General features: G+C 46.6%; 15 protein-coding genes. 9 read left to right on the forward strand and 6 right to left on the reverse strand.

Annotated features, from left to right (window positions below):
* Positions 1–43 precede the first annotated feature (43 nt).
* The 3 genes from OEU88_RS13195 to OEU88_RS13205 all read right to left on the reverse strand — a co-directional run bounded on the left by OEU88_RS13195 (position 44) and on the right by OEU88_RS13205 (position 4,057).
* On the reverse strand, positions 44–2,335 hold the full coding sequence (locus OEU88_RS13195) for a TonB-dependent receptor (protein WP_262695666.1): 2,292 nt from the start codon (positions 2,333–2,335) through the stop codon (positions 44–46).
* A gap of 133 nt (positions 2,336–2,468) precedes the next feature.
* Positions 2,469–3,095 (reverse strand): VOC family protein, encoded by a 627-nt coding sequence (locus OEU88_RS13200; protein ID WP_262695667.1) that lies wholly within the window; start codon positions 3,093–3,095, stop codon positions 2,469–2,471.
* Between the two features lie 176 nt (positions 3,096–3,271).
* Complete coding sequence (locus OEU88_RS13205) at positions 3,272–4,057, reverse strand: IclR family transcriptional regulator domain-containing protein (RefSeq protein ID WP_262695668.1); 786 nt, start codon at positions 4,055–4,057, stop codon at positions 3,272–3,274.
* Between the two features lie 179 nt (positions 4,058–4,236).
* Here OEU88_RS13205 and OEU88_RS13210 point away from each other — a divergent pair, with 179 nt between their 5' ends.
* Complete coding sequence (locus tag OEU88_RS13210; RefSeq protein ID WP_262695669.1) at positions 4,237–5,271, forward strand: MBL fold metallo-hydrolase; 1,035 nt, start codon at positions 4,237–4,239, stop codon at positions 5,269–5,271.
* Between the two features lie 21 nt (positions 5,272–5,292).
* On the opposite strand, the gene OEU88_RS13215 is transcribed toward OEU88_RS13210, so the two are convergent.
* The gene (locus tag OEU88_RS13215; RefSeq protein ID WP_262695670.1) at positions 5,293–5,607 is read right to left on the reverse strand and encodes a 2Fe-2S iron-sulfur cluster-binding protein; all 315 of its coding nucleotides are present in this window, start codon (positions 5,605–5,607) and stop codon (positions 5,293–5,295) included.
* A 42-nt stretch (positions 5,608–5,649) separates the two neighbouring features.
* Positions 5,650–7,203 (reverse strand): FAD-dependent monooxygenase, encoded by a 1,554-nt coding sequence (locus tag OEU88_RS13220; RefSeq protein ID WP_262695671.1) that lies wholly within the window; start codon positions 7,201–7,203, stop codon positions 5,650–5,652.
* A gap of 189 nt (positions 7,204–7,392) precedes the next feature.
* On the opposite strand from OEU88_RS13220, the gene OEU88_RS13225 reads away from it, so the two are divergent.
* Genes OEU88_RS13225 through OEU88_RS13245 form a run of 5 tightly spaced genes read left to right on the forward strand, consistent with a single transcriptional unit; the run spans position 7,393 to position 13,360 of the window.
* On the forward strand, positions 7,393–8,112 hold the full coding sequence (locus OEU88_RS13225; protein WP_262695672.1) for a TetR/AcrR family transcriptional regulator: 720 nt from the start codon (positions 7,393–7,395) through the stop codon (positions 8,110–8,112).
* Positions 8,113–8,152: 40 nt separating this feature from the next.
* Entirely contained in the window at positions 8,153–9,655 is a 1,503-nt protein-coding gene (locus OEU88_RS13230; protein ID WP_262695673.1) for an aldehyde dehydrogenase family protein, read from the forward strand.
* A 29-nt stretch (positions 9,656–9,684) separates the two neighbouring features.
* Positions 9,685–10,902, forward strand: a complete 1,218-nt coding sequence (locus OEU88_RS13235) for an FAD-dependent monooxygenase (protein ID WP_262695674.1) — start codon at positions 9,685–9,687, stop codon at positions 10,900–10,902.
* A 1-nt stretch (position 10,903) separates the two neighbouring features.
* Positions 10,904–11,971, forward strand: a complete 1,068-nt coding sequence (locus tag OEU88_RS13240; RefSeq protein WP_262695675.1) for a maleylacetate reductase — start codon at positions 10,904–10,906, stop codon at positions 11,969–11,971.
* Between the two features lie 39 nt (positions 11,972–12,010).
* On the forward strand, positions 12,011–13,360 hold the full coding sequence (locus tag OEU88_RS13245; RefSeq protein ID WP_262695676.1) for a 3-oxoacid CoA-transferase: 1,350 nt from the start codon (positions 12,011–12,013) through the stop codon (positions 13,358–13,360).
* 58 nt (positions 13,361–13,418) lie between these two features.
* Here the strand turns inward: OEU88_RS13245 and OEU88_RS13250 are convergent, their stop codons facing one another.
* Positions 13,419–13,784, reverse strand: coding sequence for a hypothetical protein (locus OEU88_RS13250; protein ID WP_262695677.1), 366 nt, complete (start codon positions 13,782–13,784; stop codon positions 13,419–13,421).
* Between the two features lie 121 nt (positions 13,785–13,905).
* Between OEU88_RS13250 and OEU88_RS13255 the strand changes: the two genes are divergently transcribed.
* The 3 genes from OEU88_RS13255 (at position 13,906) to OEU88_RS13265 (ending at position 17,091) form a co-directional block, all read left to right on the forward strand.
* Positions 13,906–14,784: a VOC family protein gene (locus OEU88_RS13255; RefSeq protein WP_262695678.1), complete on the forward strand. Its 879-nt coding sequence runs from the start codon at positions 13,906–13,908 to the stop codon at positions 14,782–14,784.
* A gap of 34 nt (positions 14,785–14,818) precedes the next feature.
* Positions 14,819–16,117: a 4-aminobutyrate--2-oxoglutarate transaminase gene (gabT, locus tag OEU88_RS13260; RefSeq protein ID WP_262695679.1), complete on the forward strand. Its 1,299-nt coding sequence runs from the start codon at positions 14,819–14,821 to the stop codon at positions 16,115–16,117.
* 86 nt (positions 16,118–16,203) lie between these two features.
* Complete coding sequence (locus tag OEU88_RS13265) at positions 16,204–17,091, forward strand: carbon-nitrogen hydrolase family protein (protein WP_262695680.1); 888 nt, start codon at positions 16,204–16,206, stop codon at positions 17,089–17,091.
* The last annotated feature ends 93 nt before the right edge of the window (positions 17,092–17,184 follow it).

Genomic DNA, 17,184 nt, shown 5'->3' on the forward strand with positions numbered 1-17,184 from the left:
GCCAGAAGACGGGTTTTTCGATCTCTGTGTAAAGCTTTAACTTTTAGAAGTTAAAGCCAAATGTCACACCAAACTGCCGCGGTGGTTTGTATGTGATGTTTTCAGGGCCGCCGCCGCCAGGGATGTCAAGGAACCCAATATCGCGGAAAACGTTACCTATTTGTACAGTGTTGAATGCATTGGTCAGATATGCCTCTAGTGAATAGCGACTATCTTCACTGTACCAAAATAGGCGGAAGTTTGCGTTGGTATACCCTTCAGCAAAGTCAGATCCACCCGGATCGTTGAAACCGCCATTCCTGTTAAAGGCTGTATAGAAAATGCTGCCGGTATGGTTTATTTCAGCCCGCAAACGCATGCTGCCATTGCCGTCTTCAAGATCCCAGCTTGCAGTAGCACCAGCATTATAGGTAAATTCAGGCGTTCGTTGCACGCGGTTGCCACCCAGTTGCTGGCCTTGCACTATTTGATCGTCAAATGTTGCATCAGTATAGCCAAGAGAGCCATCAAACTGGAGCCATTCGGCAGGTAGAGCTACAACCTCAATTTCAAAACCTTGAACGGTTGCACCGTCTGCATTAAATGCTTCAGGGCCGGACAGTCCGAAAACCTGAAACTGTAGATCGTTATATTTATTGCGGTACACTGATGTATTGAACTGCAAACGACGATCAAGCAGTTGAGACTTTAGGCCAACCTCAAGTGCTTCTACTGTTTCAGGGGCAAAAACCGGATTGGTCAGCGCTGGAATTGATACCTGGTTAATGCCACCTGACTTGTAGCCTGTAGAGAAGCTGGCGTATAATAGTACATCGTCAGACACATCATAATCAGCAGCAACGCGGTAAGTGACCCTGTCAAAATCAGCATTTACATCACCTTCATAAGGGAAGGCGAACTGGAAGCCGCGGTTAACGCCGTCTTTCGTATCATTCGTATAGCGAATACCACCTGTCAAAGCCAGACGGTCATTTACCTCGTACGTGGCCTGATAGAAGAAAGCATACGATTCAGACGTAATATCGCCGCCAACATCAAATCCGCTTGGGATATTGAGGCCTGTTGCAGCGCTTGCACCGGCAGCAATGATATCATAGCGACTACCAAAGAACTGTGATTGACGTGTTGCGTCTTCATGGAAATAGAAACCACCTAAAATCCAGTTAAACGGGCCATCATTATTGGATAGCAGCTGAATTTCCTGCGAGAATGCTTCTGATGTTTCCTGCAGTCTTAGTTCCGCAAGCGGCAAAGGAGAATAATCCTGATCAGTTAGAGAGTCGTAGCTAGACTCAACATAACCGGTAATTGCTTTTAGGGTTACACTCTCAAAGTCATATTCAAGCGTTGCAGATAAAACCAGAAATTCACTGTCTTGTGACTGATCAGTATTTTCACTTTCTACGAATGGTCGCAAATCATTTACGAGAGGCGTGCCGTTAACAATATAGTTGTTGGTGCCCGGGATTGGCGGGCCAGCAATGTTCTGGCCTGTGGTGGAGCCAGGAAATGGCTCACGTAGTTCCGGGGCGCTGCCTACACCGCCACTTTCTATATAAGTAGCAGAGATCAATGCACTAAAGCCTTCACCTGCATCATAAAGCAGATGGCCGCGAAGACCCCAATTGTCTGCATCATTGGCATTACGTCCACCAGCAAATGTGTTTTCTGTAAAACCATCGCGGTCTTCCCAAAAACCAACAACGCGTGTGGAAACGACATCATTTACAGGTAAATTAGCTGCCAGCCTGACGCGTTTACGATCATAATCACCGTAGGTTAGGTCGCCTTCAAACGTAGTTTCCTGCGTTGGTTTTTTTGTAATGTAATTGATTGAACCACCAGTGGCGTTACGACCATACAATGTACCTTGAGGACCACGTAGAACTTCGACTCGTTCACTATCAAACGCAGTAAACAGTGTGCCAGATGGTCGTCCAATATATACACCATCATAGTGCAAGGCTACGCTGGGGTCGCCGCCAGCTGTGGTGTTTTCATTACCAATGCCGCGTAATGTGACAAAGGCGATTGGTCCAAAATTACTGAGTTGTAGCGAAGGACTTAATCTTGATAGATCAAAAAGATTATCGAAGCCTGTAACTTCAAGCGCAGAGGAGCTCAGCGCTGTAACGGCGATCGGAACATCTTGGATGTTCTCGGCACGCTTTTGTGCGGTTACAACGATTTCTTCAAGTGTAAAGAAATCCTCGTCTTCGTCTTGCGCGAATACAGGTGCAGATGAGATTGCTATAAGTCCTATAGCACTCGCAGAGTTTCGTAGTTTCCCGCTAAAACTGGATTTTCCAGCTGTTTTATTTTGTAACTGTATCATTGTTCTCTCCCTGAACGTGTTTCGGAGAAGTAAGAGCTTAAGCTCCGTAGATGTCAGTGCACACTTCCAACACACTGACATCGATCCGATTATTTTACTCAATACAGGATTTAAAAATCGTAAACGGCGTTATTTAACCTTCCACACCGTCGTATGTATCTGAAACGCCTGCCGTATAAACGCGTAAGTTCTTGTCGAACATTTCTTGCCCGATCATGTTTTTCGCATTTGGTACAAGGTCAACATCCTGAATGAACGGTGCATCACCTTCCCATGGGCCGGTATGAACAGCATACTCAAGGTAATGACCTTCTGGTGAGTTGAAATATACTGATTTACAGAACAAATGATCCACAACTTCGGATGTTTCAATGCCGTGTGCATTCAGATGTTCTTTGGCTCGTTCCAGATCTTCGAGAGACGCAACACCCATGGCCACATGATGGGCAAAACCAGAATGCATTGAGTTGGGGACAACTTCTTGTTCACCAATATCAAAGAAAGCTACGGAATCGCCGTTACCGATATCGAAGAAGTAGTGGCGACTGCCGGACAGGTCTCCAAACGGTTCCCCCCACGTGTTGTCTGCATATGGGTCTGGGTCTGGTAACTTTAGCATTACTCTCATTTTGCAACCAAGTACACCGGACCAAAATTTAACTGTTTCATCCATATTGCGTGTAACCAGCGCCATATGGTGCATGCCGGTCGATTTAAATGGTACATCTGGATAAGAAACACCGTTGTTTGTACTTCCCATAATCATCCCTCTCTTTGTTCTTGGTAAGTTTAAATTGTGCTCTGTGCGAACATATTGTTCGCTATGCGTACACATGTGCGTATATTATCAATTTCAAAAGAAGTGCGCAAGCATCTAGAGTCGAAAGCGACAAACGCTTACCGTGGGTTGAATATATAAATTGGATAAAAGAAGAATTAGTTTGGTAGGTCGCGTGTAATGTTCCGCGATGTTTCTAGTAAAATAGCGAGGTATTTTTCTTGTTGTGTTTTGTCACTTAGCCGCGTGGTTGGCCCGTCAAAACTAATAGCTGCCAAAACATTACCGGCCCTATCTGAAATAGGCACTGCAATCGCGGATAGATCAACTTCAAGCTCGTCTTTTACAAAACAATGCCCTTCGCTCCGCACATGAGCAAGGATCTGTTTGAGTGCATTGACCTGGGTAACGGTGTGCGGTGTGAAAAGTGTTAGTTTAGACGCTTCCAGTGTGGCTTCGATTTTATCATCATCAAGATGTGCCATAAGTGTTCTGCCTGGGGCAGTAGCGTATGCAGGCAAGCGGGTTCCGATACTTATTGCTGAAGAAACAAGCCGTGCATTAGGTACTCTGGCGTTAACAATAATTTCAGTGCCGCTAAGAACCGACATTGAAGCAGATTCGCCGCTGCGTTGACCGGCTGTTTGTAGGTGTGCTTGTGCTGTTTCAAGCAGCCGATTGGACGATAAGAAGGCATAACCCAGATCAAGAACTTTACCCGTTAGGCGAAAACGTCGCCTGTCTTGTGTTACATATTCAAGTGCTTCAAGTGTTAAGAGTATACGCCGTGCTGTTGCGCGCGTTAAACCTGTAATCTCGGCAACTTCGGATAATGTCATGGCTTCTTGATTTGGGCCAAAACTACGAATAACTGAAAAGCAACGTGCGATAGAATTGATGAAATTCTTTGATTCAGATTTTTCCTGATTCAGCGTATCAGTCACAGTATTTCCTTTAATCTATGGATTTGAAAATAACGTCTTTAGCATTGATTGCAAGCGCTGTTGTGCGCTAGCCGCACAAATTTACCCACTAATAAACGGGAATTCAGCAATATTGCATTTTCGTGCGATATGCGCATAACTGTGCGTATATGAGACTTTTCCGCTTAAGAAGGTACCTTATGTTTTCCAAACCTGATTGCCAAAAGCAGTATTTTGACACTGTAAAGCAGGCGCTGTGCTGCATTTTTACATTGATGTTCTTCTCATCCGTCACGGTTGCGGAAGATACTTTGCGCCCTGATACTACTGAAATAGCGATTACTTTGCTGGGAACAGGCACGCCGCCTGTAAGCGCTACGCAATTTGGAGCATCAACATTGATCGAAGCTGGTGGCCAGGCTCTTGTTTTCGATTGTGGTCGTGGGTGCGGTATTCGGCTAATGCAGTCCCGTCCAGAATTATACGAAACCGTAAATCATCTTTTTCTGACACACATGCATTCTGATCATATGGTTGGTGTCCCTGACTTGTATATGAATGGCTGGTTACTTGGAAGGTCAGATACGTTTCACGCATACGGTCCAAAGGGCACAGCACATTTTATGAATGGCATTAAAACAGCTTTTCAGCCAGATATATATACGCGCAGCGTATTAGAAGGCTTCCCGCCAAACACACAGGGATTGATGCTGAATATTATAGAAAATTCAACTGATGGCGGGCTTGTATTTGACGAGGGCGGTGTGAAAGTAACGGCCTTTCTTGTCGATCATGCCGGTGCGAAACCAGCTTATGGATACCGGGTCGATTACAATGACTATAGCGTTATGTTGTCAGGTGACACCAAGGCTACAGATAATTTAATGGTATACGGCAAAGGTGCTGACGTCATCATTCATGAAGTTATCCCGCCACTGTTAATTGAACGGTTAAACGCGCTCTATACTGCTGAGCAAGTGCAGAAAATTGTTGACCATCATACGAAGGCAGCTGAAGTGGGGCAGATATTGGAGGCTACGCAACCGCGGTTGGCGGTATATTCGCATTACCTGAGTGCGCCGCAATCGAATAAACGTTTGCTGGCTGAAACGAAAGCTGTTTGGGATGGTCCGGTTGAGGCTGGTGCGGATTTGATGCGCATATTTGTTGGGGCCGATGCTATTAAGCTGTGCCCCAACGCATCTGATTGTCGGGTTGTTGCTGGTCCAAAGTAGCGCGATGGTTAACGCTCATTTTTATAGTTCTGGCCCTAACTCAAGCTTGATGCCATCATGGTTGGCGTCAAGCTTAATGAGGCAACTAAGGCGCGAACTGTCTGCTTTATAGTCTCCTGTGCCGTCGAGCATTTCAACTTCAATATCTGTTGCGGGGCCAGTTTTTTGATACGCTTCAGGGGATAGCATTACATGACAGGTTGCGCATATCTGCATGCCGCCACATTCCGCTCTAACCAAACCATTATCCCGCAGAACTTCCATCAGCTTGTCGCCGTCATCATAAGTCAGTGTTTGTTCTGTTCCGCTATAATCAGTTACTAAAATCTGTCCCATAGTATGCTTCTTTCCTAAGTCTTGTTGGGCTATATCAATTTACTATTTTGCGATCAGGTGATCGGCTAAATATTGATGCAATACTTTTGCGTCATTCATTGACGACCGAAATGCGATATAACCGTCTGGGCGTACCAGATACATGCGCCCATTGTTATCACTGCCGTATATTTCAGCGACTGCCTCTCTGCTTTCTGCGTCAATTATTTCTGACTTGATACTTGAGCTATATAGTTCGGAAACTTGATCACTGATTTTCTTAGCGCTGTCTTGGTCACTGTCACTCGGCATTAAAATAAGTGTGTAGCCAGTGTGCTGGAATGCTTCAAACAAGCGCCGGCCACTTGATAGGTTTACGTCAGGCGCACGATCACCTGCCGCTGGCCCGTCCGATAAATCTACCAAGCCTTCAACATGTTCCATATGATCGCGGTACGTATATGAGATACCTGCCACCAGTTCAGTTACAGAAGTTTGCCAGCCCGGTGTTTCGGTCAGTGCCATGCGCTCTGTCATGCCGCGCCCATGTGCCATGATGATATCGTGCATGGCGTCTGTGCCATCAATGACTTGTTGTGCGATTGGCTTACGTTCAACTTCATATGTATCAAGCAGGGCAGGTTGCGCCTCGCCGCGTAATACCATGGCTAGTTTCCAGGCTAAATTCCAGGCATCCTGAATACAGCTGTTCATGCCCTGGCCACCAGAGGGTGAATGTACATGCGCACTGTCGCCGCATAAGAATACATCGCCTTCACGGTATATGTTGGCGAGGCGTTTCCAGATGACCCACTGTGTGACCCATTCAGGCTCAACAACTTTAAAGTCCAACCCGTGCCCATCAATCACTTCCTGATAAGCTTCAACGCGGGATCCTTCAGTTTTCGCGGTTTCACCCATGTCGCTGATCAAGATTCTGTGGTTGCCGTTCGGTAAGGGGGTGGTTAGCAGGAAGTTTTGATCTTTCATGAAATACTGGATCCAGTCAGGGTCACAGTCGTAACCTTTTGTGCTGGTGTCCATCATCTGCATGATCATGCCTTCATATGCTTCGCCTTCAAAAGGCAGGCCCATTGATTTCCTTACAAAGCTATGTACGCCGTCACAGCCAATGACATATGAAGGGTCCATTGTTGTGATGTCGCCTGTTGCGCGGTCTTTGATTTCCACGTGTAAGGTGTTGTCATCATTTTTGACAAGGCTGGAAAGCTCAGTATTCCATTCGATCTTAATCTTGTGATCTTCGATGAGGTGTTCACGAAGAAGACGCTCGGTTTCAGCCTGACTATAGACCAATATGTAGGGGTAGCGGGAGCGCAGGATACGGAAATCAAGTACAGGCTTTTTTTCCAAGCCTTCAAAATTGAATAGAAAGCCGAAGCTTTTGATGCCTGTGTCGAGATAGCGGTCAACAATGCCCATCGTCTCGAATATTTCCAGGGTCCGCGCATGAATGGTAAACGCCCGAGAGCTGGTGGTTGGGCTCTCTTTGCGATCTATGATGCGGCACGGTACGTTCCTTCTGGTGAGTTCGGCAGCAAGAATAAGGCCTGTTGGTCCACTTCCAACGATTAATACTGGTTTAATATTTTCCATAACATGTCCCTCCGGTTAACCGTCAGCGCATTGTCGCTGTGGCTGCATTTATACTTGACATACAATCACAGTACCGTACTGTCCAGTACAGTTTTTAAAAACATGTTATTTTTTTAATGAAACGGATAAGATATCGCGGTGCCAAAAGGTAACCCTATCCATATTTAAACAGCGATTGTGTGAGTGAAAATGACTGCGACTTGGCTAAAATTTGGTGATGATGAAGTTGCTATAGGTAATGTTTTGCAAGAACAAAAGCCCTTTCAGGCTAGTGAGGCAAAGACATTGCCTAAAAATAGCCCAAAGCGAGAAACGCGGGCAAAAGCCAAGCGCGATGAAATTATTAAAATTGCTCGGCAACAGTTTTTGAAGAATGGTTTTGCAGGCACCAGCGTTGACTCGATAGTTGATGTACTTGGCGGCTCAAAATCAACAATCTATAGTCACTTTCGGAACAAGGAGGGGCTTTTTGCGGCAGTAATTCGTAATTTTGGTCATGCTTCAAATAGCCTCGATTTCCCTGTTAGAAACGGCAATATTCGAGATGAATTGTCTGCATTTGCATTGGATCGTCAAAAGCGCGTTTTCTCTGATCTAAACATTAGCATTATGCGCATTGTTATTGCGGAAGCAGCACGCCAGCCTGGTATTGCTGAACTGTATTTCCGTAACGCGCCAGAGCCAACTTACGCTGTTTTACATGAATATCTATCGCAGGCGACTATACGAGGCGAATTGATTATTGATGATATTGATGCTGCTACCGAAGATTTTTTAGGTGGTTTGTTGCAGCTCAATCTGCTCGCCAGCCTTTTCGGTATGGCAGAGAAGAAGAGCGACGAAGAGATGGAAGAGAAGGCGACGCGTCTGACAGATACGTTTTTGGCTCGGTTTGGTGCCAGCAAGTAGAGAGTGCGCGAACATTGCACTTGAGAGGATAATAGAGAAGATGACCACAGTTATTACACCGCAACTGACTTACTCTGAACGTTTGCAAGCTGTTTTAAATAAAGCGCCACAACTGTTTGTTGATGGTGAGTGGTGTGCATCCAGTCATGATAAGACGGTGCCGGTCTATGATCCCGCTACGGCAAAGGTTATCACACATATTGTAGATGCAAGTGAGACAGATGTTAATCGCGCCGTAGCTGCAGCACGCTGTGCTTTTGATGATGGGCGCTGGACAAAACTGCCACCTGCAGCACGTCAAAAGTTCTTATTAAAACTGGCTGACCTTGTAGATGAAAACGCTGACTCTCTGGCAGAGCTTGAAGCGGTAGATAATGGTAAGCCATTAACAATAGCGCGCGGTTTTGACATACCACGCTGCGCGGAAATTTTGCGTTACATGGCGGGCTGGATTGCCAAGGTGACAGGCGATGCACAAGACCCGCTTGCGGCACCAGCTGGCACATTCCACGCATATGTTCGCCGTGAACCTATCGGTGTTGCAGCTCAGATTGTACCATGGAACTTGCCATTGTTTATGGCAGTCATGAAGATTGCTCCCGCACTTGCTGCTGGCTGTACAGTGGTGCTTAAGCCTGCTGAGCAAACATCACTTTCGGCACTGCGTTTAGCTGACTTGATTGCCGAGGCAGGTATACCTGCTGGTGTTGTGAACATAATAACTGGCCGCGGCGAAGCATGCGGAGATCAGCTCGTACGGCACCCTGATGTAGACAAGGTAGCGTTCACAGGCTCAACGCAAACCGGGAAAATGATTAATCGTGCTGCTACAGATACGCTTAAGCGCGTTACGCTTGAGTTAGGCGGAAAGGCGCCATTAATTGTAATGCCTGACGCTGATATCGCCGCTGCCGCAGAAGGTTCTGCAGGTTCAATTTTCTTTAACAGTGGCCAAATTTGCATTGCAGGTTCACGTCTGTTTGCCCATCGGTCTGTGTTCGACAAAGTAGTTGAAGGAGTTTCCAGTCAAGCCGCTGGCTGGAAAATGGGGCCTTCACTGGCACCAGATAGTAGAATGGGTCCACTTGTATCCGACGAGCAGTTTGGGCGTGTAATGAGCTATATTGATAGCGGCAAAAAAGATGGTGCTTCCATTATGGCCGGCGGCGACGCACCATCAGTTGATGGATATTATGTCAGCCCCACCGTGCTGGCAGACGTTTCACCGGGTATGAAGGTGGTGGATGAAGAGATTTTTGGCCCTGTTCTCGTGGCGCAGCGCTTTGACGATCTGGATGAAGTGATTAAAGCAGCAAACGCAACACCGTTTGGCCTTAGTGCAAGCGTTTGGACCAAAGATTTGTCGACAATGCACCGACTTGCCGCAAGCATTAAAGCAGGCACAGTATGGGGTAACTGTAATGCAAAAGTAGACCCTGCTTTGCCATTTGGTGGATACAAGCAATCAGGTCTTGGACGTGAACAGGCGCAAGACGGTATCCGCGCATATATGGAAACTAAAACCGTAATGATCGCTTTATAAGCAGTGCCTATCAAGGTCAGGGGAAGTATATGACGCTGAGAGTTTTAATTGCAGGCGGTGGTATTGCAGGGCTAACGGCAGCATTAGCTTGTGTAAAAGCTGGTTTTAATGTTCAGGTATTTGAACGTGCTGACGCATTATCTGAGATTGGTGCGGGCATCCAAATCGGCCCAAATGCAGCGCGGGTTATGAATGCAGTTGGTGTTGGTGATGCTCTTGCCAAAGTTTCCTCTGTACCTGACTATCAAGAAATGCGTTTGGGTCAGATTAATCAAAATATTTTCAGATCAAAGCTTGGTACTTACGCTACACAAAAATACGGTGCACCGTATTATCTTGTCCATAGGGCAGATTTTATAGATGTGCTTGGCGATGTACTAAATGCAAAGGCACCTGACGCTCTAAAACTTGGGAAGTCGGTCACTGGCTATGAGAACACAGCAAATGGTGTAAAGCTTGGTTTTGCAGATGGCAGTTATGTAGCGGGCGATGTACTTATCGGTGCAGATGGCATCCATTCCACGCTTCGTGAAGCTATGTTCGGGCCTGAAAAGCCGCGCTTTACCGGAAATGTTGTTTGGCGTGCGATGTTACCAGCTACAAGTGAATTAAAGCGCCTGATCCCCAATTCAATGTGTATATGGGTTGGGCCTGAAAAACACTGTGTCACTTACTGGTTGCGGGACGGAAAAACATTAAACTTTGTTGGCGCAGTTGAACGAGATGGCTGGACGCAGGAAAGCTGGGTAGAGCCAGGACCCAAACAGGACTTTGTAGCTGATTTTGGCGGGTGGTGCGAACCGATTTCTGCCGTGGTTGATGCTGCTAAAGATTGTACTCGCTGGGCATTATTTGATCGCGATCCTATGCCTGAATGGACGGATGGCAATGCTGCGTTAATAGGTGACGCTTGTCATCCAATGTTGCCATTTTTAGCACAAGGTGCAGCGATGGGTATCGAGGATGCGTGGGTTATCGTCCAGTCGCTTGCGCGTGCAGGCGGAAATATTCCTGCGGCATTGTTGCGGTACAAGGAAATGCGTCACCCTAGAACATCAAAAGTACAGAATGCTGCCCGAGCCCGTATGCATAGCAACCATGAACGCTCATTGTTAGGACAATTGAAGACCTATGCACCTATGTGGTGGACATCGCGTATATCACCCTCAAGGTTCGATGCTCGCTATGATTGGTTATATAAAACAGATGTTGTGGCCGAGAGTGTAGCCAACTTTGGAGAGGCTTGAGATGATTGAATTTGAATATCAAACACTACCATGGAACATCGTCTTCGGTGCCGGTGCTTTAGCGCGCTTACCAGGTGAGCTTGACAAGCTTGGTATGAAACGAGCACTCGTTCTCACCACTCCTAATCAAACCGATAGCGGGGAAACCGTTCTGGATTTGCTTGATGACCGTGCCGCTGGCTTGTTTGACCAGTGTGTTATGCATGTGCCGCAACAAACTGTTACTGCTGCCTCAGTCCGTGCGCGAGAGTTGGGCGCAGATTGTACCGTTGCGCTTGGTGGAGGCAGTACCACAGGGCTTGGTAAAGCTCTCGCTGTGCAAATGAATTTGCCAAATATAGTCATTCCAACCAGCTATGCAGGGTCAGAAATGACGAATATTTGGGCGATTACAGACGAGGGGCGTAAGGTTACCGCCCGGGACAATGAAGCAGTTCCAACACTAACTCTTTATGATCCTGAACTGACTTTAACACTGCCACCCAAGTTTGCTGCAGCAAGCGGCCTGAACGCTATGGCACAGGCAGTTGTTAATATTGCAACGGATAAGGTCAATCCAATCGTATCTTGCTTAGCTGTTGATGCAGTGCGGTCTCTCTATGAAAGTTTGCCGGTTATTATGGATAAGCCGGATGACATGGAGGCACGTTCAAAAGCGCTATACGGCGCATGCCTAGCAGGCGGAGCACTTGGTACTGGTGCAACGAGTCTTCATCATAAAATTTGTCATACAATGGGCGGCACATTCAATATGCCGCACGCTGAAACACATGCAGTTATACTACCTCATTCTGTTGCATATAATACTGCAGCAACACCTGAAGGTTCTGCACGTTTGGCCGAAGCAATGAGGGCAAACAATGCCGCTGATGCAATATATGATTTAATGAAAAAATTAGGGTTGCCACTTGGCCTAAAGGACTTGGGCTTCAGTGAAGCTGAAATTGATAAAGCAGCTGAAATCACGTTGGAGAATTCGTTTCATAATGCTGAGCCTGTAAGCTTTGAACGGCTGCGCACTTTATTGCAAAATGCGTATGAAGGTGTGCCGCCTCAAGCTATTACTTAATCAGCTCTTTATCTGCCTTATATTTATTTGAGATCAAAAATGAAAACTGTCCCTATTATAACGTGCGAACAAGCCGCTGAAAAAGTACAATCAGGAAACACCTTGATTGTTGGCGGCTTTGGCATGACGGGTGCGCCGGTGCATCTTCTGCATGCGCTCGCCAATCATGATGTGGATGGTTTAACCTTCGTTGGTAACAACATCGGAGAGCCGGGTTTGGGTGGTGGTCGTTTGTTGCGTAACAAGCAGATTAAGAGCGCTGTCGGTTCTTATTTTACCAGTAACAAGGAAGCTGTGGAAGCGGCTCAATCAGGCGATATGGACGTAACACTTTTGCCGCAAGGCACGTTGGCAGAAGCTATCCGTGCTGGTGGTGCTGGTATCGGTGGCTTCTTTACGCCGACGGCGGCTGATACAGCTCTTTCCGAGGGATGTGAGGTTCGAGAGATCAATGGTAAGCGTATGGTTTTTATCGAGCCTATACACGGTGATGTGGCACTTGTGCGTGCATGGCGTGCAGACACGGCGGGCAATCTGCAATACCGCCTGACCGAGCGTAACTTTAACGCGGCCGCAGCAACTGCAGCTGATACTGTTATTGTAGAAGTGGAAGAAATTGTTCCTGTAGGCGAAATAGACCCGGATCAGGTGCATACACCGGGCTGTTTTGTTGATTATTTGATACAAGCGAAGGTGACGCTTGATGATTTAGGGTCATCGGCCTCTATATCCGCCAGTGCGAAGAAAGTTGATCCGGCTCGTGAAAATATGGCGCGGGCAGCATTAGCAGAGTTAAATTGCGGTGATATTGTTAATTTGGGTATAGGCATTCCGACATTGGTCGCTGATTATATAGGGCCTGATGATGGCATTATTTTACACTCTGAAAATGGCATGCTGGGAGTTGGTCCTGAACCGGAAAGTGGCGGCGCTATGGATTATCCGGTTAATGCAGGCAAAATTCCTGTCACGGCTTTGCAAGGGTCCAGTTACTTTGATAGTGCAGCGTCATTTGGCATGATCAGGGGCGGGCATGTTGATGTTGCAATAATGGGGGGGCTACAAGTCGACGCGGATGGAAATCTGGCAAACTGGGCTGTGCCGGGACGGCCCCTTTTAGGTGTTGGCGGCGCTATGGATTTGGCTTCCGGTGCTCGTAAGTTAATTATAACTATGACTCATTGCGCTCGGGACGGGAGCTCTAAAGTGGTTGAAAGTTGCGATTTGCCGATAACTGCACGAAATGTGGTTGATGTGCTTATTACAGATATGGCTGTATTCCGATTTGATGCAGATGGCATGGTCCTGGTTAAGTTGTTGCCAGAGGTTTCATTGGAGAAAATTGCTGAGAACACAACTGCACCGTACCGTGTTGCGCTTGAAAATTGATCCTCGTGTACCTGTAGCTTTCTAATAAGATCCCAGCACTTTTGTTGAGCATAGGTCTTTATATAGCATTAGGTTGAGGCCATGCTGGAATTTGTTCTGTTTCATCTAGCGACTCATCAGGTTCGCTTTCGCCAGTTCCAGTTACTTCCAAATCATTTCGTGTCCACCAATACCAGAAACCATGTGTACGGATCCATTTTTCGGCACGATCCAAGTCGTTCCATTCACGGCCAAATCCACGAGCGCTATTGATGCGCGCTAACTGACCATCAACATAAACCAATATTCCCCAAGCAAATGGATGCTTGGTTTGGTCACCGTATCCGCCGCCTTTTTGTTGACGATTAACGCGGTAAACCACTGGAAAGTCACCTAATCTTCCTGCCTCCCTAAGGCTTGCCAGATCTGATTGTGTGATTGTCATGGTAACGCCTAAAGCTACATCTTGATCCATGGTGTTGACATTGCCTCAAATTTAAATCTATATGAAATTTAGTTTTAATCGTCGTCAGACCGCATTTATCAGCAAAAAGGAACTGCTTGCAATGACACGTCCTACTTCAGCCTCCCCAAAGGTATCTGCCGAAAAGGCAAAAGCAACAGTAACAACAAAACCTCGCGCTAAAAAGGTGGCTCAAAAAGCTGCTTCAACTAGCCAGACAAAAGCTAAAAAGCAACCTCAAATAAAAACACAGGCAAAAGCAGGCGTAAAAACACCAGCGAAGCCGAAAGCTACAAAGCCAGTTAAAACCGTGAAAGCTGCGGCAGCAAAGTCAAAGAGAAAAGCAGCAGCAAAAGCAGTGGCCTCATCAAAAGCGTCGGACTATATGCCAAAAGGTTATAATTCAGTAACACCGTCACTAATTGTGCGTGATGCTGCAAACGCAATTGCATTCTATGCGGATGTTTTCGGCGCAACGGAACTTAGCCGTACTTATGGCATGGATGGTATAACGATTTTGACAGCGGCTCTAAAAGTCGGTGACTCTATTATTCATATCAGTGATGAAATGCCGCTTTATGGCATTGTTTCACCAACATCAATTGGCGGCACTGCTAGCGCCTTGCAAGTGTATGTTGAGGATGTTGACGCAACATGGGAGCGCGCTGTTGCAGCTCTTTCAGTTGTGCTTCTACCCCTTGAAGATGCTTACTGGGGCGAGCGTACAGGCAAGTTGATCGACCCATATGGCCATGTCTGGACAATTGCCAAAAAAGTGGAAGAGGTTTCCGCTGCGGAACTAGAAGCACGCTTCAATACCTTATACGGCACTCCAGTCGACGCTGTAGAAGAAGAATCTTTAGAAGTTTTGAGTCCTGATAATGCGGACGAAGCAGTCAAGCTTGTAGATATTAGTGAAGCAATCGCTACTGACGCAACGTATACCGCAAACACAATTGAAGCACATACAACGCTACAGTGAATGTGCCTCAGCCATATGAGTATGGAGCAAATATATGAATAATAAATCTCTTCAGGCGCGGCGTGATAACGCCGTGCCGCGTGGTGTAGCGACCGCAACCAATGTGTTTGCCGATCGCGCAGAAAATGCTGAATTGTGGGATGTTGAAGGTAATCGTTATATTGATTTTGCCGGCGGGATTGCTGTTCTTAATACTGGCCATCGACACCCAAAAGTAATCCAGCGTGTTCAGGAGCAGATGGAGCGTTATACGCATACAGCGTATCAAGTTATCCCATATGAACCATATGTGGCTCTTGCAGAACGCCTCAATGACCTTGCGCCAGGGTCAACGCCTAAGAAAACAGTGTTTCTGACAACAGGTGCAGAAGCTGTTGAAAATGCCATTAAGGTTGCGCGTGCTCATACGGGCCGGTCAGGTGTGATTGCGTTTTCCGGTGGTTTCCATGGGCGCACTCATTACACAATGGGGCTCACAGGAAAGGTTGCGCCTTATAAGGTTGGCTTTGGACCGTTTCCTGCTGAAATCTTTCATGCTCCTTATCCAATGGTGAACCATGGTGTAAGCGAAGAAGATTCGCTCAAAGCAATTCATAAGCTTTTCAAAGCCGATATTGCTCCCGAAACTGTGGCTGCTATTATCATTGAGCCTGTTCAGGGAGAGGGTGGGTTTTACATCGCTTCGCCGTCTTTTATGCAAGCGTTAAGGGCTTTGTGCGATGAACATGGAATTTTGTTAATCGCAGATGAAATTCAAACAGGCTTTGCGCGCACGGGCCGTACATTTGCTGTCGAACATGCAGGTATTGAACCTGATATGATAACAATTGCCAAAAGCTTGTCGGGTGGTTTTCCGCTGTCCGGTGTGATTGGCAAAGCGCATATTATGGATGCGCCGCAACCAGGTGGCTTGGGCGGTACATTTGGCGGAAGCCCTATTGGCTGTGTTGCTGCACTCGCCGTGCTTGATGTTATTGAGGAAGAGAAACTCAATGAAAAGGCGGAACAACAGGGTGCAGAGATGGTTGAACGCATCAATCAATTTAAAGCCCGTACTGATATGCCTGCTATTGGCGATGTAAGACGTTTGGGTGCTATGGTTGCTTTTGAGTTAATGACAGGGCCTGATGATTCTGAACCTGATGCAGATATGACAAAGCTATTATGTACTAAGGCACTTGCTAATGGGCTCATTCTGCTTTCTTGTGGGGCATTCGGAAATACGGTTCGTATTTTGCTGCCATTGACTGCCTCTAAAGACCTTCTGGAAGAAGGATTGTCCCTTCTTGAAACGTCATTAATGCAGTGTGCGGAACGCTCTCAAGCGGCATGATGTTGCTGAAAGATTGAAAAGGGGTGCTGTAACACCCCTTTTTCATAGTAAATAGTATGAGTAAATTTCTTGAAAGGTTCTGCTGAATGAGACCATTTTCCATCGCAGGCATACAAATGTACGTATCGGCAACGGAAGAAAATGTTGCTGCTATGCAGCAGCGTGCCGAGCTAGCGTTAACGCGCTTTCCATGGGTGGATATGCTGGTTTTCAGTGAGTTGTCTCCTTTCGGGCCGCTGATTGGCCAACATCCAAAATCATTGGATGAGACAATCAAGCGCTTTCAGGAACTGGCAGCACGTCTCAAGGTTTGGCTGGTGCCGGGATCAATGTTTGAACACCGTGAAACAGGCGTGTTCAATACATCGGTTGTTATTGACCCTGCAGGTAACATCGTCGGGCGTTATGACAAGATGTTTCCTTTTATGCCATATGAAGTTGGCGTTACGGGCGGTGATAATTTTCTGGTTTTTGATGTACCTGAAATAGGGCGTTTTGGCCTCTCGATTTGTTACGATATTTGGTTTCCTGAAACTACGCGTACACTTAGTGCTATGGGTGCTGAAGTCCTTATTCATCCCGTGCTAACCGGTACTACGGACCGTGATGTTGAGTTGGCGATTGCGCGTTCAACAGCGGCCCAGTTCCAGTGTTATGTTGTAGATATCAATGGTATCGGGGCCGGCGGTATTGGGCGCTCTTGTATCGTTGGGCCGGGCGGCGACATGCTCTATGAAGCACGGGGTAATGAAGAAATTATTCCAATCGAAATTGATCTGGATGCTGTGCGTCGTCAACGTGCTCAGGGCCAAAATGGCTTAGGTCAGGTTTTAAAGAGCTTCAGAGACCGTAAAGTGGATTTCAATGTTTACGACAATGCGGCATTTGACCATTCGTATCATGACAGCTTGGGTGCATTAAACATGCCTCAACGCAATATTCATGTTCAGAAGAAAACGCCAGTAGTAGAGTAATTCATTATTATTGAACGGTTTAGCTTGGCTATTCGATAAAATATGGTGTTAGGATAAAAAGGGACTAATGAATAAACGAGGGGAAACGTGGAT

The sequence above is a fragment of the Kordiimonas aquimaris genome (assembly GCF_025574485.1).
In the GTDB taxonomy this organism is placed as follows: Bacteria; Pseudomonadota; Alphaproteobacteria; order Sphingomonadales; family Kordiimonadaceae; genus Kordiimonas; species Kordiimonas aquimaris.

Excerpts from the sequence above, each read along its gene's own strand:
- OEU88_RS13230 (WP_262695673.1), top strand. The coding sequence starts at position 8,153 with ATGACCACAGTTATTACACCGCAACTGACTTACTCTGAACGTTTGCAA.
- OEU88_RS13195 (WP_262695666.1), bottom strand. The coding sequence starts at position 2,335 with ATGATACAGTTACAAAATAAAACAGCTGGAAAATCCAGTTTTAGCGGG.
- OEU88_RS13215 (WP_262695670.1), bottom strand. The coding sequence starts at position 5,607 with ATGGGACAGATTTTAGTAACTGATTATAGCGGAACAGAACAAACACTG.
- OEU88_RS13200 (WP_262695667.1), bottom strand. The coding sequence starts at position 3,095 with ATGGGAAGTACAAACAACGGTGTTTCTTATCCAGATGTACCATTTAAA.
- OEU88_RS13235 (WP_262695674.1), top strand. The coding sequence starts at position 9,685 with ATGACGCTGAGAGTTTTAATTGCAGGCGGTGGTATTGCAGGGCTAACG.
- OEU88_RS13245 (WP_262695676.1), top strand. The coding sequence starts at position 12,011 with ATGAAAACTGTCCCTATTATAACGTGCGAACAAGCCGCTGAAAAAGTA.
- gabT (WP_262695679.1), top strand. The coding sequence starts at position 14,819 with ATGAATAATAAATCTCTTCAGGCGCGGCGTGATAACGCCGTGCCGCGT.
- OEU88_RS13210 (WP_262695669.1), top strand. The coding sequence starts at position 4,237 with ATGTTTTCCAAACCTGATTGCCAAAAGCAGTATTTTGACACTGTAAAG.
- OEU88_RS13250 (WP_262695677.1), bottom strand. The coding sequence starts at position 13,784 with ATGACAATCACACAATCAGATCTGGCAAGCCTTAGGGAGGCAGGAAGA.
- OEU88_RS13225 (WP_262695672.1), top strand. The coding sequence starts at position 7,393 with ATGACTGCGACTTGGCTAAAATTTGGTGATGATGAAGTTGCTATAGGT.
- OEU88_RS13255 (WP_262695678.1), top strand. The coding sequence starts at position 13,906 with ATGACACGTCCTACTTCAGCCTCCCCAAAGGTATCTGCCGAAAAGGCA.
- OEU88_RS13240 (WP_262695675.1), top strand. The coding sequence starts at position 10,904 with ATGATTGAATTTGAATATCAAACACTACCATGGAACATCGTCTTCGGT.
- OEU88_RS13220 (WP_262695671.1), bottom strand. The coding sequence starts at position 7,203 with ATGGAAAATATTAAACCAGTATTAATCGTTGGAAGTGGACCAACAGGC.
- OEU88_RS13265 (WP_262695680.1), top strand. The coding sequence starts at position 16,204 with ATGAGACCATTTTCCATCGCAGGCATACAAATGTACGTATCGGCAACG.